The organism is Antarcticimicrobium sediminis (genome assembly GCF_004348975.1).
Taxonomy (GTDB): Bacteria; Pseudomonadota; Alphaproteobacteria; order Rhodobacterales; family Rhodobacteraceae; genus Antarcticimicrobium; species Antarcticimicrobium sediminis.
In genome coordinates this window covers 260,282-279,351 of record NZ_SMFP01000002.1, presented here as the reverse complement: position 1 = coordinate 279,351, position 19,070 = coordinate 260,282, and the positions used below count along the sequence as shown (strand labels likewise).

Here is a 19,070-nt window from a genome sequence, read left to right as displayed (position 1 = left end):
CGAAAAGACACTCTTACAGCATTGAAATCACGTGACCTTCTTCTAAAGATCATCGTTTAGCGCACAGGAGGGCGGCCTACCGTCGCCGCCGTTCTTGTAAGGGAGACTTGGCAGGGGCCGCAAAGCCCCTGCCACAGCAAAAGCTTACCAGCCGCCTTCGGCGCGCCGGTCATACTTGTCGCCGCTGAGGTTGAACACCAGCAGTTTGCGTTCGGTAAAGGTCTCGAGGAACCACTGCGACAGCTCGCGCCCCACACCGGACTGGCCGGTGCCGCCAAAGGGTGCCAACTGGTCCCAATAATTTGAGGTCTCGTTGATATTCACCGTGCCGTGCGGCAGCGCCTCGCCAACGCGCCAGGCGGTGGCCAGATCCTGGGTCCAAAGCGACGCGATCAGGCCAAGACCGGACTGATGCGCGATCTCGATCGCCTCCTGCGGCGAGGAAATCTTGATGACCGGCGCGACGGGACCAAAGGTTTCCTCCTGCGCGATCAACATATCCGTGGTCACGCCAGTCAGGATGGTGGCGGGGAAATACAGCCCCTCTTCCTTGCCGAACTGCTCGATCTTGGCGCCCTTGGCGACCGCATCCGCAACATGCGCCTTGACCCGCGCAAGGGTCGCGGCGTTGCACAGCGGCCCCATCTCGGTGTCCTCCTCCGCCGGGTTGCCGATCTTCATCTTAGCCGCCTTGGCGCGGAGCTTTTCAACGAATTCGTCATGGACATCTTCATGCACCAAAAGCCGTTCGGCCGAGGTGCAGACCTGCCCGGCATAGTAGAAACAGCCGTTCATGGCCCCATCCACCGCCGCGTCGATATTGGCATCGGGCAGAATGATGAACGGCCCGTCGCCGCCCAGTTCCAGCAAATGCGGACGCAGCGCGCATTTCTCGGCGATGCCCCGGCCGGTGTTGGTCGAGCCGGTAAAGAACACGCCATCGACTCCCTTGCTTTCAACCAGCGCATTGCCGACGTCGCCGTGGCCCTGCACGATGTTGATCACCCCGTCGGGCACGCCTGCGTCCTTGAACACATCCGCCAGCATGGCACAGCAGACGGCGGCATATTCCGAGGGTTTCCAGATCACCGTGTTTCCCGCCGCTACGATATGCGCCAGCGCGATCGAGGAAATGTCGGTCGGGAAGTTATACGGCGTAATCGCCGCCACCACGCCCAGCGGACGATGGTTCATCACCAGCCGCTTGTTGGTGGTCCGCTCCTGCGTCGAGGGAAACGACAGCCCGCGATGGCGCAGGATCTCTTCGGCGGATTTGGACCAGGAGGGGACAGAATATTCGTAGACCTCTTCGCGGGCATCGGTGATCGGTTTGCCGATCTCGGCGCTCAACATCTGGGCGATGGGTTCGGCCCGTTCCAGAAACAGTTGGTGGATGCGGCGCATGATTTGCGCGCGCTCAATGACCGAGAGCGCCGCCCAGCCCGGCTGCGCCGCGCGGGCACTGGCGACGGCGCGTTCGGCGTCGCTTGCATCGCACCTGCCGACCTTGTGCAGGAGCGATCCGTCATGCGGTGTTCTTACCTCGAACTGGCCGGCAGAGCCGTCCACCCATTCGCCCCCGATCAATGCACCCCTTGTGACATCGACCTTGATCTTCGGATAAGCGTTCATGTCAGTCTCCCTTGATATTGTATTATTTCTGTTGGGTTTTTGTATTTCTCTGCAGGCGAACCGAAACGAAGATCAGCACGATCGACATCAGCACGATGAGGCTGCCGATGGCGTTGATCTCGGGCGTGAGGCCCCGTCGCATCGTGGACCAGATGAACATCGGCAGGGTGTTGTCGCGCCCGGTCAGGAAAAACGTCACCGGGATCTCGTCAAACGACAGGGTAAACGCCAGCATCCCCGAGCCGATGACGGCTGTCTTGATGTTCGGCAGAGTAATCAGGAAAAACGTCTGCAACCCCGAGGCGCCCAGATCCTCCGAGGCCTCTTGCAAGCTGTTGGGCAGCCGTTGCAACCTTGCATAGACCTGAGTCACCACCACCGCCAGCAAGGCCGTGGCATGGCCGACAATCACCGCCTCAAGGCTCAACCGGATGCCCAGCGAGCGGAACAGGATCAGCATGGAAATACCCGTGATGATCCCGGGTAGCGCGATCGGCAACAGGATCAGCTTGCGAAACAGCCCCTTGCCGGGAAAGTCGATGCGATCCAGCGCCAGCGCCGCGGGCACGCCGATGATCAAGGTCAAGGTGGTGGCGCTGATGGCGACATACAGGCTGTTATAGAACGCGTCGATCAGCGCCTCATTGGCCGCCAGCTTCTGATACCATTCCAGTGTAAAGCCGGTCATCGGCCAGGTGAGCGAGCGGGACGCGTTGAAGCTGTAGGCGACCAGCACCGCGATGGGCAGATAAAGGAACGCGAGGATCAGGGTGATCCCGACAACCCAAGCGAGCCGTTCTGACAAGCTGCGGCTCATGCGAATCTCCCCTGTCCGAGGCGTTCGAATTTGTCCGACACCGTTATAATGCTCAGCACGATCATCAGCATCACCAGCGCCAGCGCAGCTCCAAGCGGCCAGTTGAGCGAGGCCCCGAACTGCGACGCGATCACGTTGGCGATCATTTGCCCGTCCGGTCCGCCCACAAGAAACGGCGCGATGAAATCCCCGAAGGTCAGGCAAAAGGTCATGGTAAAGCCGGCGACGATACCGGGGATCGACAGTGGCAGGGTCACACTCAGGAAGGTCCGCACCCGGCCAACCCCCAGATCCGCCGAGGCCTCTTTCAGGCTGTGCGGGATCTTTTCCAGCACCGCATAGATCGGCATCACCATGAACGGGATGAAGACATAGATCAGCGTCACGATCATCGCCGTCTGATTGTACAGAAACACAGACGACGGCTCGGACAGAATCCCGGTCGACATCAGGAACGAATTCAGGATGCCGGTGGTGCCGAGGATGGTCTTCCACGTGTAGGCCCGCAACAGGTAGGATACCCAAAGCGGCGCAACCACCGCCATGTACAGCATCAACCGCAGCCCCGGCTTGCGCACCCGGAACACCAGAAAATAGGCGTAGGGATAGGCGACCAGCGCCGCGCCAAGCGAGACGAAGAACGCGATCTTGAGTGTGCGCAGAATGACCCGGAAATACTGCGGATCGGTAAATATCTGCACGTAGTTGCCGAATTGGAAGGCGGGCACGAAGGTCGGATATTTCTGCTGCCAGAAGCTATAGACCAGCAAGATCGCATAGGGCACGAACATGAACAGGAACGTCCACAGCAGCGGCGGCGACAGCACCAGCGCGCGTTTCAGGCGCAGCGCGCCGTTCATGCCGCCACCTCGTCGGCCAGCACCATGATCTTGTCCGCGCCAACCCGGAGGCTGACCGCATCCCCGACCTGCGGCATCCCGTCAGAGCCCGACATCGGAAGATCCACCAAGACCTCGCCCGCGCCAAGGTCGATCATCAGCCGCACGCTTTGGCCGTGATACAGGATATCGGCGACCGATCCGCGCAGCGTATCTGGCCCGCCGCCCTCCTCACCGAACTGCACCAGCGCCTTTTCCGGGCGAAAGCCGAACAGCGCCTCTTGCCCCGGCGCGACCCCTGCCGGAGCGCTGATCGGCTGGCCGAAACACTGCACCTGCGGCCCAGTGGGCCCGGTCGCGACGACAGAGCGAAACTGGTTGGTAGAGCCGATGAACCCGGCGACATAGCTGGTGGCGGGACGTTCGTACAAATCAACCGGGCTGCCCATCTGCACGATCTTGCCGCCGCGCATCACGACGATACGATCCGACATGGTCAGCGCCTCGGTCTGGTCATGCGTTACCAGAATAAACGTCAGCCCCATCTTGGTGTGCAACGCCTTCAGCTCGACCTGCATCTGTTCGCGCAGATTGGCATCCAGCGCCGACAGCGGTTCATCCAGCAGCAGCACCTTGGGCCGCCGGACGATAGCGCGGGCCAAGGCAACCCTTTGCCGCTGCCCGCCGGACAACATATGCGGCGCGGCATCGAACCGGTCTTCCAGCCCGACCAGCGCCAAGGCTTCCAGCGCTTTTTCACGCACCTCGCGGCGGGGCATCCCGGCCACGCGCAGGCCGTATCCGACGTTCTTGCCCACCGACAGATGCGGGAACAGCGCGTAATCTTGAAACACCATATTCACTGCCCGCTTGCTGGGTGGCACATGGGTCACGTCCTGCCCGTCAAGCAGGATGCGCCCGCTTGTCGGCTCTTCAAAGCCGCCGATCATCCGCAGCAGCGTGGACTTGCCACAGCCCGAGGGGCCCAGCAGCGTCACGAATTCGCCCTGCTCCACGCTCAGCGATATGTCGTCCACCCCGACCACCTTGCCGAAGGTCTTCGTCAGGTTCTCAATCTCGATAATCTTGCTCACGGGGGTGTGCTCCGGCATCAGAAAAGGGGGGGCCGCAGCGCAAACTGCGGACCCGTTTCACGTTCAAACGCAGCGATTACTGCGACTTCACAGAGTTCCAGGCGTTGGTATAGACCGGAAGGCGATCGCCAAGGTTTTCCCACAGCAGCAAGCTGTCGAGATACGCGGGATCGTCCTGGTGCAGCGCCGAAAACTCGGAATCGCTCATGAATTCCTTGGCCGCGACCGGGTTGGTCGAGGAATAGCCGTTCACCTTGAACACACCCTCTTGGCCCTGGGCGCTGATCGCCATGTTGAGGAACTGATAGGCGCACTCTTCATTCGGGGTGTCGGCAACGATCATGTTGCTGTCCATCCAGCCCTCGGCCCCTTCTTCAGGGATGAACTCGACCACCTCGATGTTCTCGGCCGCCAGCAGCCCGGACTGATAGCCGCCCCAGGTGTTGGAAATCCAGACCTCGTCGGATTTGTAAAGATCCACCAACTCGCCAGCCGTGGCCCAGTATTTGCGCACCAGCGGGCGTTGCTCGACCAGCTTATCCACGGCGGCCGCAAGTTCCGCGTCCGACAACTCATAGATGTTCATGTTGCCGTTCAGACGCGCCGCCACATATAGCGCGCTTTTGTCGTCCCACAGCGAGATGCGCCCCTCAAGCGCCGGATCCCACAGCGCCTTGATCGAGGTCGGCGGCGTGTCGAACTTGTCCTTGCGATACATGAACGGGATCGCCCCCCAAGCGTAGGGCACGCCGTAAACTTTTCCGTCCTTCAGGATGCCGTCGGCGGTGCGGAACTGTTCGTAGATGTCCTTGAAGGCGGGCACGCGGGAGACGTCGATCGGCTGGACAAAACCGGCCTCTATCAGGGCATAGGTCGAGTCGATGGAGGGGGTCACGATGTCAAAAACGCCACCACCCGCCGCCAGTTTGGGGGCGAAATCGTCGTTCGAGCCGACATAGGTCGCCGACACTTCGCAACCCGTGGCGGCGGTGAAGGGTTCGATCACGCTGGGATCGGCATAGCCTTCCCACGTCAGGATGTTCAATTCTCCGGCCATCGCGCCCGAGGCGATGGAGACGGCGCACAGAGCCGAAAAGCTCGTCTGCGCCAGCAGGGTCAATCGTTTCTTCATGGTTTGTTTTCTCCGCTGTTGGTTGTTTTTTTAGGGTCGTCAGTATTCGCGGCCACAGGATCGGCCGTCTTGCGCACGATCGTTCCGATATCCACGCCAAGCGCCTGTGCAGCCTTGCGTTTGCTGCCGTGGATCCGGATCGCCCGGTCGATCAGCGTGCGCTCGTACCGGCGCACTTCCGATTTAAGTTCAAAGGTTGCGGACACAGGTCCGCTCTCCGCGCCCGCGCGTTCGGTGCCCGGAATGTCGATTGGCGACAGCAGATCCTCCATCAGTTCCGCCATGTCGTCGGTCTCTTCGAGAAAGATCGCCAGCTTCTGAACGATGTTGAGAAGCTCTCGGATATTGCCCGGATAACTGTAATCGGCCAGCACCTCGCGCATCCGCCGCGACACCAGCACCGGCGTCTTGCGGCGCTGGTTGATGGTTTGCAGAAAGCGGTTGATCAGATGGTCGATCAGGGTCGGCATGTCGCGCAGTGGCGGCACCCGCAGTGGCACCACGGCCAGCCGGTAGTACAGATCCGCGCGGAACGCCCCGTCGCGGATCATCTGGCGCAAATCACCATTGGTCGCCGCGATCACCCGCACATTGGCCACCCGCTGCTGCCCGCCGGTCGGACTGGTCACAAGACCATCCTCAAGAAACCGCAACAGCAGCGCCTGCGCGCTGAGCGGGATCTCGGCCACCTCGTCGAGAAACAAGGTGCCACGCTCGGCCTGTCCGATCAGCCCCGGGATTCCATCGCCACCAAACAGCGCCCGTGCAAACAGCGCATCCGAGGAGGAGGCGCAGTTCGCAACGACAAAGGGGGCATCGGCATCGGCCACGGTGCCGTGCAGGAACTTGGCGACCTCGGTCTTGCCGACACCGGATTCGCCGGTGATCAGGATGCGCGCGCCCTGCAGGATCGCCCGCTCGCCGCGCGACAGCACCCTGTGCAAGTCCGGGGCAAGACGACGTTGGGTGACAAAATCGGGGCGGGTGCGTTTTTCTGCCATCACATGGCTGCGTGCAGGATCATGCCCCCCGGCCCGCTCACGGCGGTAATCCAGACCGCTGAGATCACGCAACACGATCATCCGCACCGGCGAATCTTGCGCAGGCCCCGGCATCTGGCGCAGCACGGCAAGGATGTCGCGCCCGTCCTCGCGCTTTAACAGGCAGTCCGCCCCATGCGGGTCCGACACCGCCGCGATCAGCGCCTCCCAGCCACGCAGGGCCGGCGAAAGGTCTGTCAGCGCCCGCCCCTCGGCCCATTGCGCCCGCAGCCCAAGCTGGCGCGCCGCCTCGGATGTCATCTGCACCACGTGCCCATCGCCGGACAACAGGACCAGACCGTCGTCGAACAGCTCAAGCCGTGCCTCGGCCTCCTGTCGCGTCTGCACTGAAAAGACCGGATGATCAGGCCAGATACCGTCACTCATGATCGCACCTCGGCCACCATTTCAGGCAGGATCATCACAAGACAGCCGGTGCCGCCGGAGGCCTCGTAAGGCGTGAACTGCCACACCTCACCGACAACAGCGCCGGCAAACCGTTCGGTAATCGGGATCGCCAAGGTCCGGACCTTGCTCATCGCCTCAAGCACGTCCGCCCGCGGCGCGGCGGCGGGCAGAACCGAGTCGAACGACTGCCCAAGCAGCGCCTCTGGGGCCACCCCGAGGCAATGGGCACCCGCCGCGTTCACCACCTCGATCTCCCCGGCGGCATCCACCGCCAAAAACGGGGTGGGGATGGCCCAGATCATGCTTTGCAGCGCATCCAACCTGTCTTCCAACGCCCGCTCGCGCCGCCGGTGCTTGCCGACGTTACGAACGACGCCGAACATCCGATACAGCATGCCCTCCGCGATATGGGCGCGCACATCGTTCTCTACGTAAACCTCGACCCCGTCATAGCCCCGGTCCAGCGCGGGGGCGGCATCCACCTCGAAACCGTTGGCGATAAGATTGCGCACGAATTCAAGGTTACTGTCATTCTCGGGAAATATCTCGCGCACGGGACGTTCGCTCAGGGTCTGCCCGGCGGGGACCTGATACAGCCGCTCCATAGCCGCATTGCACAGCCGCCAATACGGATCGTTGCCAAAAATCTGCCGCGTCACATCATCGTCGGACAGCGTAAGGTCGACAGGCGTCCCGAACTCCATACACCAGCAGGCATCGTTCGACGCCCCCAACATCCCGCGCAGGACATCGACATCGGAAAATTCATCGGCCGCGCGCCGGGCCCCAGAATGCAGAGGGGAAGGGTGTGAATCATTGCTCATACCTAGACGATGCAATTTCGCATCGAGTGCTGCAATGATGAATCACATCACTCCAAAAATTCCTGTAAAAAAGAATGCACTGACATGAGAAACGATGAAATTTTACATCATTAACCGATTTCCCGATACTCGACTGCCTGAAACGGTCGCCTGCGCGGTGCTGCACGGCAGCGTTGCACGGCCCTGACTGCGGAAGATGCGCACCATGGAGCCAAGCAGGTTTCACGAGGGGGAGCGGCAAGCCATGCATTGGGCCTGCGTTTCGCGACAACGCCCCCACCGAACCCGAGGCAGGCCACGCCAGCGGCGTTCAAGAGCGCCCTAACCTTACGTTGGAAACACGAAACACCTGTCGCGTCGCACGGTCAGCCACATCACCCGCCCGGTCTGGGGCAGAAACACGTTGGGCACCGTCGCCTTGAGCACCGAGCCGTCGTAATCCATCCGGAATTCCACCAGACTCTCATGGCCCAGAAACCGCGCCCGCTGCACCACGCCGCGCGCGGCCACCCCCTCGACCGGGGTTGGCAGCGGCCCATGACCGTTGCGATCAAAATCCAGCCGCACATGCTGGGGGCGGAACACGATCTCGACATCGGTGCCATCCGGCACACCGGGCGCTAGGAACTGGCCGAAGGGAGTCTGGGCCAGCGCCCCGTTGACCTGCGCCTGCAACACGTTGGTATCGCTGAAAAACGCCACCGCCGCCTTGTCTGCTGGCCGGGTATAGACGTTATAGGGCGCGCCGCGCTGCACGATCCGCCCGCCGCGCATCAGCGCGATCTCGTCGGCCATGCGCATCGCTTCTTCCGGTTCATGGGTGACCAGAAGAACGGCGGTATCCTCATCCTTCAATAGGCTCAACGTCTCGTCGCGGATGCCATCGCGCAGCCGATTATCCAGCCCGGAAAAGGGTTCATCCATCAGCATGATCCGCGGGCGTGGCGCCAGTGCACGCGCCAGCGCCACGCGCTGCTGCTCGCCGCCTGACAGTTGATGCGGATAGCCGTCGATGAACGCGATCAAATCGACCCGCTCAAGTAGCTCTTCGACCCGCGCCCGTTTTTCCGCCCGGGTTCCGCTGCGCAGACCAAACGCCACGTTCTCGGCCACGCTCAGATGCGGGAACAGGGCGAAGTCCTGAAACATCAGCCCGATTTCGCGCCGCTCTGGTGGCACCCGAAAGATGGTGTCGCAGACCAGCTTGCCATCGACCCAGATCTCGCCCGAGTCCTGCATCTCGACGCCTGCGATCATCCGCAGCGTCGTGGACTTGCCACAGCCCGAAGGCCCCAAAAGACAGGTCACCTGACCCGCCATGATTTTGAGAGAGACATCATCGACCACCCGACGGCCATCGAAATGGCGCACCAGATTGCGGATTTCCAGCCGGGGGGAGTCTGCGGTCACGGCGGCCTCACTGTAATTCCCGAGCAAAACCATCGGGCAGAGCAGGAGATAGCAATCCCCGCCCCCGGGGACAAGGCCGTCTGCTGCGTTCCCGCTTCCGGCCCAGATCCCGCCTCATGACCCCTGCCCGCTCATACGCTCGTGCCCCACGCACCGGATGACCCGGTGCGTGGGGACAGTCACACAAGTGGACGCGGGGTCACATGGTCAGGTTCACACCGCCGCCATCCAACAGGACGTTCTGCCCGACGATGAACCCGGCATGTTGCGAACACAGGAACGCACAGGCGGCGCCGAACTCCTGCCTTGTGCCATAGCGCCCCGCAGGGATGCCAACGCAGCGCTGCGCACGGGCGTCCTCGATGCTGATCCCCTGCTGCTTGGCGACACCGCTGTCCAGCGCATCGGCGCGATCGGTGGCATGGATACCGGGCAACAGGTTGTTGATGGTCACGCCGGTGTTCGCCACCTGCCGTGCAGTCCCCGCGACATAGCCGGTCAGCCCGGTGCGGGCCGCGTTTGACAGGCCCAGCACCGGGATCGGCGCGCGCACCGCCTGGCTGGTGATGTTGACCACCCGGCCCCAGCCGCGTTCCATCATCGCCGGCACCAGCCCTTTGATAAAGGTGATCGGCGTCAGCATATTGGAATCCAGCGCCTTGATGAAATCCTCACGCTCCCAATCGGTCCACAGGCCCGGAGGCGGTCCGCCCGCGTTGTTGACCAGAATATCGGCCCCCTCGGCGGCCTCAAGAACCGCCGCCTGCCCCTCGGGCGTGGTTACGTCACAAGCCACGGTCACCACATCCACCCCATGGGCATCGCGGATTGCCTGCGCGCTGGCCTCCAGCGCCTCGACCCCGCGCGCGTTCATCACCAGGTTCACACCCTCTGCGGCCAGCGCCTCGGCACAGCCCAGCCCCAGCCCCTTGCTGCTGGCGCAGACCAGCGCCCGCTTGCCCGAAATTCCAAGATCCATCCGTCCCGTCTCCCTATTTTTCGCGGCGCCCCCCGGTTGGATTAGCCGCGGTGTTCAAAACAATGCCAGCGTATCACCCGGCTCTTGGCCCATATCCGCCACAATCCCGGGCTACCCCTGCCTGATGGGGCCACTCGGCCCTCTCCTACGCGTTCACCCCAATTACAGGTCCAGTGCCATGACCTCAACAAGCGACCGTCCAGTTCAAGTCATCCCGGTTTACCCCGCCCCCGATTTCCGGGTGCAGGCCGGGGCGAATCTGGGCGATCCCGTTGCCGACATGGACGAGCTGATCCTCGACGATATCTACATGCTCGAACCGGGGGCAGCGCGTCAAAGGCTGGCGCTGTCCGCATTGGGGGACGGCGGGTTCTGTATCGCCCCCGGCAGCGAGCTTGGCCGCCCCGGTGCCACCGTGCATCTTGATTGCGCGCTGCAATTCATGACCCCCGACGCGACCACCGCTGAGGCGCTGGTTCTGGTGGAAACGGACGAGGACGGGCTGATTGCCGCCACCTATCTGCTGCCCCTGACCCCGCTCGCGGCCAAAACAGATTACCGTCTGGTCGGTATCGACCGCGACAGCGCACGGCGCAAATTCGCGCAGATCGCCTGTGTCTCTTTCACCCGAGGCACGCGGATCACCATGGCCACCGGCGCCCAAATCAGAATCGAGGCCCTGAAGGTCGGCGACCGGGTGTTGACCCGCGATGACGGGGCCCAGGAAATTCGCTGGATTGGCCAAAGTACCCTACGGGCCGAAGGCACCTTTGCCCCAATCGTGATTCGCGCCGGAACGCTCAACAACGACGGCGACCTGGTGGTCAGCCCCGACCACCGCCTGTTCGTCTATCAGCGCAGCGACATGATCGGCGCCGGTCGCCCCGAATTGCTGGTCAAGGCGCGCCACCTAATCAATGGCGACAGCGTTTATGTTTTGCAGGGCGGCTACGTGGACTATTTCCAGATCCTGTTCGACCACCACCACATCATCTATGCCGAGGGCATCGCGGCAGAAAGCCTGCTGGTCGATCCCCGCACCCGCCCCGCGTTGCCAGACGGGTTGCTGGACAAGATCGGCCAGACCTTGTTGACCGGCCATGAAAATGCAGGCGCCCACGGGCTCGACGTCCAGAAAACCCTGCTCGACCGCCCGGACGCAATCGCACTATTGCGCCGCGCCTCGACGCAATGACCCTGCTCCGCTCGACGGCCGACGTGTCGCGCAAATCAAGGACGGATCAAGGACGGATCAGTAAAAGAACTCCTCACGCGTGATCTTGCCATCGGCCACGGTATAGACGCCCACTTCCTGCATATCCCGGATCTCGCCACTGGCCTTTTCCCGCGCTTTCATGCGGAAAATCACCGCAAAGCGGTCATCGCCATGCAGCATCGGGCCGGTGACCTCGCTCTCCAACACCTCCATGGCGTCGGCCCACCAGTCATGTTTGCCGCGGATCGCGTCCAGCCCGACGGCCTCGCGCCCGTTGCCCATATCAGCAGCCTCGATCGACACCGCGCCCGGCGCATAGAGCCGCGTCAGATTCGCCGCTTCGCGCCCCTCGCGGCAGCCTGCCACCAGTTCCCCGGCAATTGCTTTCAGATCCATGACACCCCCTCCTATTTGTTCACTATACGTTCCCATCCTCGCACGGTGGTCCGATTCGTCCAAGCCCAAATCCCGCGCCGGGTGTGCTGCGCGGCAGCTGCTGCTTTTCCCGCGCCCGCGGATGGTGTTAAACTTTTCCTGAAAAATCAGGGGCAAAGCCCCCCGGACCGCACGCGCGGCACTGGGCCGGTCCGCGCTGATTTTCTTGCCACGGCCCCAAACCTTACCTATACGCGCGATCATGCACGACCTCACCCCCAACCGCCCCGCCTTGCCGCCCGAAATCGCGCGCCGTCGCACGTTTGCGATTATCTCGCATCCCGATGCGGGCAAAACCACGCTGACCGAAAAATTCCTCCTTTACGGGGGCGCCATCCAGATGGCCGGTCAGGTGCGCGCCAAGGGCGAGGCGCGGCGTACGCGCTCGGACTTCATGCAGATGGAAAAGGATCGCGGCATTTCCGTCTCGGCCTCTGCAATGTCATTTGATTTCAAAACCTTCCGCTTCAATCTTGTTGATACGCCCGGGCACTCGGACTTCTCAGAAGACACCTATCGCACACTGACCGCAGTGGATGCGGCCGTGATGGTAATCGACGGCGCCAAGGGGGTGGAAAGCCAAACCCAGAAGCTGTTCGAGGTCTGCCGGTTGCGCGATCTGCCGATCCTGACCTTCTGTAACAAGATGGACCGCGAGAGCCGCGACACCTTCGACATCATTGATGAGATCCAGGAGAATCTGGCCATCGACGTGACGCCCGCAAGTTGGCCGATCGGCGTCGGACGCGATTTCATGGGCTGCTATGATCTGTTGCGCGACCGGCTGGAACTGATGGACCGCGCCGACCGCAACAAGGTCGCCGAAAGCATCGAAATCAACGGGCTGGACGATCCGAAACTGGTCGAACATGTGCCGGCGCACCTGTTGGCGCAACTCAAGGAAGAGGTCGAGATGGCGCGCGAACTGCTGCCCGCGCTTGATCCGCAATCGGTGCTGGAGGGGCATATGACCCCGATCTGGTTCGGCTCTGCCATCAACTCTTTCGGCGTCAAGGAACTGATGGATGGGATCGGCACCTATGGCCCGGAACCACAGCCGCAAAAGGCTAGCCCGCGCGAAATTCTCCCTGAGGAAACAAAGGTTTCGGGCTTCGTCTTCAAGGTTCAGGCGAATATGGACCCCAAGCATCGCGACCGGGTCGCCTTTGTCCGCCTCGCCTCGGGGCATTTCAAACGCGGCATGAAACTGCTGCATGTGCGGTCGAAAAAACCGATGGCGATTTCCAACCCCGTGCTGTTCCTCGCCTCGGATCGCGAGCTTGCAGAGGAAGCTTGGGTCGGCGATATCATCGGCATCCCCAACCATGGGCAGTTGCGCATCGGCGACACCTTGACCGAAGGGGAATCCTTGCGTGTGACCGGCATCCCCTCCTTTGCGCCAGAACTGCTTCAAACTGTGCGCGCAGCCGATCCGATGAAGGCCAAGCATCTGGAGAAGGCCCTGATGCAATTCGCCGAGGAAGGTGCAGCCAAGGTGTTCAAACCCTCGATCGGGTCCGGCTTTATCGTCGGCGTCGTGGGGGCGTTGCAATTCGAGGTTCTGGCCAGTCGAATCGAAATGGAATACGGGCTTCCCGTGCGCTTTGAGCCCAGCCAGTTCACCTCGGCCCGCTGGGTGAGCGGTGACAAGCAAGCGATTGATAAGTTTGTTAATTCCAACAAGCAGCACATCGCGCACGACCATGACGGCGACATCGTCTATCTGACCCGTTTGCAATGGGATATCGACCGGATCGAACGCGACTATCCAGAGCTGAAACTGACGGCGACCAAGGAAATGATGGCCTAGCACGCTGGCGCGGTATGCTGCCGCGTCTTCGTTTTCTTCAGTCCGTTCATGTGCCTGACCTCGCCCCGGGGCCACTGGACCCAACGATCCAGCATGATATGCTGGTTCATACGCTGCGGACCGAAACCGATCTGGCGGCGTAGGGAACCGCACAGCCACCGGGGGAGGACCGCCGCGCATGACCACTTGGGGCCTTGTCGCCACCATCAAGGCCCCGGTGCGCGAGATCCTCGATTTCGCCGCCCATCATATCGAATTGGGCGCGCATAGGCTGTACCTGTTCCTTGATGCCCCGAATCCCGAAGCGCAGGCCACACTCAAGCCGCATCCAAAGGTGCGCGTCTTTACCTGCGACGAGGCCCATTGGAACAGGCTGGGGATCAAACGCCCGGTCAAACATCAGGTCCGACAGGCCGCCAACGCCACCCATGCCTATCACCGCAAGGGCGGTGAGTTGGACTGGTTGATCCATATGGACGTGGATGAATTTCTGTGGCCCGACAACCCCTTGGCGAATCTTCTTGATGCACTTCCCGCTGATGCGCTCTGCGCCCGCATCCGCCCGGCCGAGGCGCTGGCAGGCGATGGCACCCTGTTCAAGGGCTTTATCCCCGGCGGACCCGAGCGCGCCGCGACCGTGGCCCGGCTTTATCCCCGGTTCGGCGCCCATGTGAAGGGTGGTTTCCTTAGTCATGTGGCGGGCAAGCTGTTTGTCCGCACCGGGATCGACCCGCTGGAGATCCGCATTCACAACGTGTTTCGCGGTGCCGAGATGAACCCCGGCGAGGTGGCGCTGGCGACCACCCTGCTGCTGCATTGCCATGCCAAAAGCTGGGAGGACTGGATCGCCGCCTATCGCTACCGGCTGTCGCATGGCTCTTACCGCGCTGAACTTGCCCCTGCCCGGCCCCGCGACAAGGGCGGGCTGACCCTGCATGAGGTGCTGAGCGAAATCGAGGCAAGCGAGGGCGACTCCGGGTTGCGCGCCTTTTATGATGAACTTTGCGTCGACTCGCCTGCCCTGTGCAGCGCCCTTGATGCGGCGGGTCTATTGCATCGCTGCGAGTTGCAACTCGACGCCAAAAGACAGAAACAATTCCCGGATTTTCCGAAAACTGTTTCCCAAAAAACCTGAATCCGCCGGAAACTTGCACCTACGGTAACTTTGTTTGACCGCGACCCGCCTTTTTGCTATGGGGCGTTACGGGCTATCATGCGCAAGACGCGGGACCATCCGGGTCCGGCCCGGACCAGACGCGGGCCATGTCGATGTCCGCGAAATGCGGAAACACATGACAAAATTTTCTGATCTGAATCTCAACCCGAAGGTTCTCAAGGCCGTCGAAGAAGCCGGCTATGAATCGCCCACCCCAATCCAGTCTGGCGCGATCCCCCCCGCGCTTGCCGGACGCGACGTGCTGGGCATTGCCCAGACTGGCACCGGCAAGACGGCAAGCTTTACCCTGCCAATGATCACGCTGCTGGCGCGCGGTCGTGCCCGGGCGCGGATGCCGCGCAGTCTGGTGCTGTGCCCGACGCGGGAACTTGCCGCGCAGGTGGCCGAGAACTTTGACACCTATGCCAAACACGTCAAGCTGACCAAGGCGCTGCTGATCGGCGGCGTCAGTTTCAAGGAGCAGGATCAGTTGATCGACAAGGGCGTCGACGTGCTGATCGCGACCCCGGGTCGGCTGCTGGATCATTTCGAGCGCGGCAAACTGCTGTTGACCGGCGTGCAGATCATGGTGGTGGACGAGGCGGACCGCATGCTCGACATGGGGTTCATCCCCGATATCGAACGCATCTTCTCGCTGACCCCCTTTACCCGCCAGACGCTGTTCTTCTCGGCCACCATGGCGCCCGAGATCGAGCGGATCACCAATACCTTCCTGTCGAACCCCGAGCGGATCGAAATTGCCCGTCAGGCCACCACCGCCGAAAATATCGAACAGGGCGTGGTCATCTTCAAGGCATCGCGCAAGGATCGCGAGGCCAGCGAAAAGCGCAAGCTGCTGCGCGCGATGATCGACGCCGAGGGCGATAAATGCACCAACGCAATCATCTTCTGCAATCGCAAGATGGATGTGGATACGGTCGCGAAATCGCTGACGAAATACGGCTATGACGCCGCCCCGATCCACGGCGATCTGGAGCAAAGCCAGCGCACCCGCACATTGGACGGATTCCGCGAAGGCAGCCTGCGGTTCCTCGTCGCCTCGGACGTGGCCGCGCGCGGGCTGGACGTGCCTGCCGTCAGCCACGTGTTCAACTTCGACGTCCCCGGCCATGCCGAGGATTACGTGCACCGGATCGGTCGTACCGGTCGCGCCGGACGCGATGGCAAGGCGATGATGATCTGCGTGCCGCGCGACGAAAAGGCGCTGGAGGCGATCGAGCGGCTTGTGGAACGGGAAATTCCGCGGCTGGAAAACCCGCTGGGGTCGAGCAAAATTGAACCCGTAGCCGAAGCGGCGCCAACGCCAAAACCGGCGGCCAAATCAGAGCGCAAGCCCGCCCCCAGATCTGCGGCGAGATCCACGTCCAGATCCACGGCAACACCTGCAGCCACCGTGCCCGCAGAAAAATCAGCAGAAATGCCAGCAATTACACCAGCGGAAATGCCAGCTGAAAAGCCTGCAGAAAAGCCCGTGGAACAGCCGGTTGAAAAGGTGCGCGCCGAAGAGCCTCGCACCGAAAAGCCTCGCACCGAAGCGCCCCAAGCCGCCGCGCCCCGCGATGAGGAGCGCCGCAGCCCCAGACAGCCACGCAGCAGCTCCAGTAGTTCACGCAGCCGCAGCGACCGGTCTAAAGGGAACAACGTGACCGGTATGGGCGATCACATGCCCAGCTTCATCGCGCTAAGCTTCGAGGACCGCCGCACGGACTAAGCCCCGCGGCAAGGTCAGAACGCAAACGCGCCCGCGGCTTACAAGCCCGGGCGCGTTTTTCGTTGGTCAGGGCAAAATGCCCCTTACCCCATGCGGCTGACAATCACCGTCACCTCGGGTTTTTTTCCGATCTCGTTCTGCGCGCTCTGACGGACGACACGGCGCAGCCCCTCTTCCAGCTTGGTATCATCAATCAGGGTCTTGCGCGCGGCGCGGGCCAAAAACTGGCCCAGATCCTCTTCCAGAACGTCCGCCAAGGGCGCATTCGATGTGCCTTTGGCAGCCAGCCCCATAGCGTCGACCCAGGCGCCGTCAATCGGCACGTCGTCTTCGTCCAGCACGACCGAGACCACCACATGCCCGTTCAGCGCCATCCGGATCCGGTCGCGCACGACGCCATCCAGTGCCCCGATCTTGACCGAGCCGTCCAGATAGGTCCGCCCGGTGTCGACAAAGCCCACGACCTTGGGCGCATTGCCCGACAGGTCCAGCATCATGCCGTTCACCGCAACGATCGAGGCGAAACCGTTCGCCTTGGCCAGACCGGCATGTTCACGCAGATGGCGGTGTTCGCCATGCATCGGGATCACCATCTGCGGCTGCACGATCTCATGCATCCGCAACAGATCCGGGCGGTTGGCATGGCCCGAGACGTGATAGCGACCGGTGGAATCATCCACCACATCCACGCCCTTTTCGCTGAGCTGGTTCATGATGCGGATCACACCACGCTCGTTGCCCGGAATGGTCTTGGACGAGAACAGGAACATATCGCCCTCGGCCAGCGTCAGACCGCGATACTTGCCACGGGCCAGTTGGGCACTGGCCGCGCGCCGCTCGCCCTGGCTGCCGGTGACCAACAGCATCAGGTTTTCGCGCGGAATGTTCAGCGCCTCTTCCGAGCTCACCACCTTGGGAAAGCTGCGCAGCACGCCGGTTTCGATCGCCGCTTCGACCATCCGGCGCATCGCCCGCCCCAGCAGCACGATCGAGCGCCCTGCCCGCTCTCCTGCTTCGGCCAGCGTCTTTACCCGCGCCACGTTGGAGGCGAAGGTAGTCGCAACCACCATTCCGCTGGCCTTGCTCACCAGCTCTTCGATCGGCGCACCCAATTCGGATTCCGAGCGACCGGGCGCGAGCGAAAACACATTGGTGGAATCGCAGATCAACGCCCGCACACCGGGCTTGGCCGCCTCGGCCCACAGGTCGGGATCGAACGCCTCGCCCACCATCGGATTGCGGTCCAGTTTGAAATCGCCGCTGTGGATGACCCGGCCTTCGGGGCTGTCAATCACCAGACCCGCGCTTTCGGGGATGGAGTGGGAAATCGGCAGGAAGCTGACCTTGAACGGTCCGGCCTCGACCTGTTCCGGCCAAGCCGACACAGTGCGCACGGCCTTGTCCGAATGGCCAAACTCGGCCATTTTTCCGCGCGCGATATTGGCGGTAAAGGCACGCGCATAAACCGGCGCGCCCAGATCACGATAGAAATGCGCCACGGCGCCGACGTGATCCTCGTGCGCATGGGTAATAAAGATCGCCTCAAGCCGGTCGGCGCGCTCTTTCAGCCAGGTGATATCCGGCAGGATCAGGTCCACCCCGGGGCTGCCATCCATATCGGGGAAGGTCACGCCCAGATCGACCAGAATCAGTCGTTCCTTATCCGGTGCGCCATAGCCGTAGACATAGGCATTCATGCCGATCTCGCCGGCGCCCCCGAGCGGGAGGTAGATCAATCGTTTACTGCTCATTACGGTGTATTTTCCTTGTTATAGCGATGAATCACGGTCAACCCGTGCATCGTCAAATCTTCTTCATAGGCGTCGAACAACGCCTCGTTTTGTTGAAAGAGCGCGGCCAGTCCCCCGGTCGCCACGATCATCATGTCGCGATCGCGCTCGCTCTTGATCTGTGCGCAAATCTCGCGCACGAGGCCGACATAGCCCCAAAAAACGCCCGACTGCATACACGTGACGGTGTTTGTACCGATCACGTGCTCGGGCTTGGCGATATCCACATGGGGGAGCGCGGCCGCTGCCATATGCAGGGCCTCAAGGCTCAGGTTCACACCCGGAGCGATCACGCCGCCCTCATAGGCCCCATCATCGCCCACTACGTCAAATGTAGTGGCGGTTCCGAAATCTACAACGATCAGATTGCCGCCATGCCGGTCATAGGCCCCGGCGGTATTGACCAACCGGTCTGGCCCGATCTGCGTATCGGCATCGACACGTGGCTGCTGCGGCAACAGGCATTCGGGTTTGCCAACCACCAGCGGGCGGCAGCCAAAGAACCGATCGGCAAAGACCCGCAGGTTGAAAACCACGCGCGGCACGGTCGAGGAAATGATCACCTCGGTGATGTCGACCTCGATTCCGTAATGTTTCACCAGCGTCGAATACCAGGTGAAATAGGCATCCGCCGTGCGCGCATGATGGGTCGAGGTGCGCAGGGTACAGAGAAATTTCTCCCCGTCCCAGATCGAGAACACGGTATTGGTATTGCCGCAATCGATAGCCAGAAGCATGAACCGCCCCCCTCGTGTT

General features: G+C 62.0%; 16 protein-coding genes. 4 read left to right on the top strand and 12 right to left on the bottom strand.

All coding sequences use genetic code 11. The features are described 5' to 3' along the window. Positions 1-144: 144 nt before the first annotated feature. The 9 genes from E1B25_RS04615 to E1B25_RS04575 form a co-directional block, all read right to left on the bottom strand. On the bottom strand, positions 145-1,632 hold the full coding sequence (locus E1B25_RS04615) for an aldehyde dehydrogenase family protein (protein WP_132827498.1): 1,488 nt from the start codon (positions 1,630-1,632) through the stop codon (positions 145-147). A gap of 22 nt (positions 1,633-1,654) precedes the next feature. Then, positions 1,655-2,449 carry an ABC transporter permease gene (locus E1B25_RS04610; protein ID WP_132827497.1) on the bottom strand — a complete coding sequence of 265 codons (795 nt, stop codon included), beginning with the start codon at positions 2,447-2,449 and terminating at the stop codon, positions 1,655-1,657. Beyond that, on the bottom strand, positions 2,446-3,309 hold the full coding sequence (locus tag E1B25_RS04605) for an ABC transporter permease (RefSeq protein ID WP_132827496.1): 864 nt from the start codon (positions 3,307-3,309) through the stop codon (positions 2,446-2,448). The genes E1B25_RS04610 and E1B25_RS04605 overlap by 4 nt, the downstream gene beginning before the upstream one ends. Beyond that, complete coding sequence (locus E1B25_RS04600; RefSeq protein WP_245510612.1) at positions 3,306-4,382, bottom strand: ABC transporter ATP-binding protein; 1,077 nt, start codon at positions 4,380-4,382, stop codon at positions 3,306-3,308. The genes E1B25_RS04605 and E1B25_RS04600 overlap by 4 nt, the downstream gene beginning before the upstream one ends. Before the next feature lie 76 nt (positions 4,383-4,458). After that, positions 4,459-5,514 carry an ABC transporter substrate-binding protein gene (locus E1B25_RS04595; RefSeq protein WP_132827494.1) on the bottom strand — a complete coding sequence of 352 codons (1,056 nt, stop codon included), beginning with the start codon at positions 5,512-5,514 and terminating at the stop codon, positions 4,459-4,461. Beyond that, positions 5,511-6,941: a sigma 54-interacting transcriptional regulator gene (locus E1B25_RS04590; RefSeq protein WP_132827493.1), complete on the bottom strand. Its 1,431-nt coding sequence runs from the start codon at positions 6,939-6,941 to the stop codon at positions 5,511-5,513. The genes E1B25_RS04595 and E1B25_RS04590 overlap by 4 nt, the downstream gene beginning before the upstream one ends. Beyond that, on the bottom strand, positions 6,938-7,786 hold the full coding sequence (locus E1B25_RS04585) for a PAS domain-containing protein (RefSeq protein ID WP_132827492.1): 849 nt from the start codon (positions 7,784-7,786) through the stop codon (positions 6,938-6,940). Before E1B25_RS04585 ends, E1B25_RS04590 begins: the two co-directional genes overlap by 4 nt. A 327-nt stretch (positions 7,787-8,113) precedes the next feature. Continuing rightward, a complete protein-coding gene (locus tag E1B25_RS04580) occupies positions 8,114-9,196 on the bottom strand; it encodes an ABC transporter ATP-binding protein (RefSeq protein ID WP_425358918.1) in 1,083 nt (360 codons plus the stop codon). Between the two features lie 199 nt (positions 9,197-9,395). Beyond that, on the bottom strand, positions 9,396-10,175 hold the full coding sequence (locus E1B25_RS04575; protein WP_132827490.1) for an SDR family oxidoreductase: 780 nt from the start codon (positions 10,173-10,175) through the stop codon (positions 9,396-9,398). 178 nt (positions 10,176-10,353) lie between these two features. Here E1B25_RS04575 and E1B25_RS04570 point away from each other — a divergent pair, with 178 nt between their 5' ends. Further along, positions 10,354-11,370 (top strand): Hint domain-containing protein, encoded by a 1,017-nt coding sequence (locus tag E1B25_RS04570; RefSeq protein WP_132827489.1) that lies wholly within the window; start codon positions 10,354-10,356, stop codon positions 11,368-11,370. A gap of 57 nt (positions 11,371-11,427) precedes the next feature. Here E1B25_RS04570 and E1B25_RS04565 read toward each other — a convergent pair whose 3' ends face one another. Further along, a complete protein-coding gene (locus E1B25_RS04565; protein ID WP_132827488.1) occupies positions 11,428-11,787 on the bottom strand; it encodes a nuclear transport factor 2 family protein in 360 nt (119 codons plus the stop codon). A 241-nt stretch (positions 11,788-12,028) separates the two neighbouring features. On the opposite strand from E1B25_RS04565, the gene E1B25_RS04560 reads away from it, so the two are divergent. The 3 genes from E1B25_RS04560 (at position 12,029) to E1B25_RS04550 (ending at position 16,524) form a co-directional block, all read left to right on the top strand. Next, complete coding sequence (locus E1B25_RS04560; protein WP_132827487.1) at positions 12,029-13,636, top strand: peptide chain release factor 3; 1,608 nt, start codon at positions 12,029-12,031, stop codon at positions 13,634-13,636. 178 nt (positions 13,637-13,814) lie between these two features. Continuing rightward, positions 13,815-14,771, top strand: a complete 957-nt coding sequence (locus E1B25_RS04555) for a glycosyltransferase family 2 protein (protein WP_132827486.1) — start codon at positions 13,815-13,817, stop codon at positions 14,769-14,771. 157 nt (positions 14,772-14,928) lie between these two features. Next, complete coding sequence (locus tag E1B25_RS04550) at positions 14,929-16,524, top strand: DEAD/DEAH box helicase (RefSeq protein ID WP_132827485.1); 1,596 nt, start codon at positions 14,929-14,931, stop codon at positions 16,522-16,524. A gap of 83 nt (positions 16,525-16,607) precedes the next feature. On the opposite strand, the gene E1B25_RS04545 is transcribed toward E1B25_RS04550, so the two are convergent. Together E1B25_RS04545 and E1B25_RS04540 are read right to left on the bottom strand one after the other, a co-directional pair. Next, entirely contained in the window at positions 16,608-18,275 is a 1,668-nt protein-coding gene (locus E1B25_RS04545) for a ribonuclease J (RefSeq protein ID WP_132827484.1), read from the bottom strand. Beyond that, complete coding sequence (locus E1B25_RS04540) at positions 18,275-19,051, bottom strand: type III pantothenate kinase (RefSeq protein ID WP_132827483.1); 777 nt, start codon at positions 19,049-19,051, stop codon at positions 18,275-18,277. Before E1B25_RS04540 ends, E1B25_RS04545 begins: the two co-directional genes overlap by 1 nt. Positions 19,052-19,070 lie beyond the last annotated feature (19 nt).

Bases quoted from the DNA above. Each gene is read 5' to 3' on its own strand.
- E1B25_RS04550 (WP_132827485.1), top strand. From the start codon at position 14,929: ATGACAAAATTTTCTGATCTGAATCTCAACCCGAAGGTTCTCAAGGCC.
- E1B25_RS04575 (WP_132827490.1), bottom strand. From the start codon at position 10,175: ATGGATCTTGGAATTTCGGGCAAGCGGGCGCTGGTCTGCGCCAGCAGC.
- E1B25_RS04615 (WP_132827498.1), bottom strand. From the start codon at position 1,632: ATGAACGCTTATCCGAAGATCAAGGTCGATGTCACAAGGGGTGCATTG.
- E1B25_RS04560 (WP_132827487.1), top strand. From the start codon at position 12,029: ATGCACGACCTCACCCCCAACCGCCCCGCCTTGCCGCCCGAAATCGCG.
- E1B25_RS04605 (WP_132827496.1), bottom strand. From the start codon at position 3,309: ATGAACGGCGCGCTGCGCCTGAAACGCGCGCTGGTGCTGTCGCCGCCG.
- E1B25_RS04570 (WP_132827489.1), top strand. From the start codon at position 10,354: ATGACCTCAACAAGCGACCGTCCAGTTCAAGTCATCCCGGTTTACCCC.
- E1B25_RS04545 (WP_132827484.1), bottom strand. From the start codon at position 18,275: ATGAGCAGTAAACGATTGATCTACCTCCCGCTCGGGGGCGCCGGCGAG.
- E1B25_RS04565 (WP_132827488.1), bottom strand. From the start codon at position 11,787: ATGGATCTGAAAGCAATTGCCGGGGAACTGGTGGCAGGCTGCCGCGAG.
- E1B25_RS04595 (WP_132827494.1), bottom strand. From the start codon at position 5,514: ATGAAGAAACGATTGACCCTGCTGGCGCAGACGAGCTTTTCGGCTCTG.
- E1B25_RS04555 (WP_132827486.1), top strand. From the start codon at position 13,815: ATGACCACTTGGGGCCTTGTCGCCACCATCAAGGCCCCGGTGCGCGAG.
- E1B25_RS04610 (WP_132827497.1), bottom strand. From the start codon at position 2,449: ATGAGCCGCAGCTTGTCAGAACGGCTCGCTTGGGTTGTCGGGATCACC.
- E1B25_RS04540 (WP_132827483.1), bottom strand. From the start codon at position 19,051: ATGCTTCTGGCTATCGATTGCGGCAATACCAATACCGTGTTCTCGATC.
- E1B25_RS04590 (WP_132827493.1), bottom strand. From the start codon at position 6,941: ATGAGTGACGGTATCTGGCCTGATCATCCGGTCTTTTCAGTGCAGACG.
- E1B25_RS04585 (WP_132827492.1), bottom strand. From the start codon at position 7,786: ATGAGCAATGATTCACACCCTTCCCCTCTGCATTCTGGGGCCCGGCGC.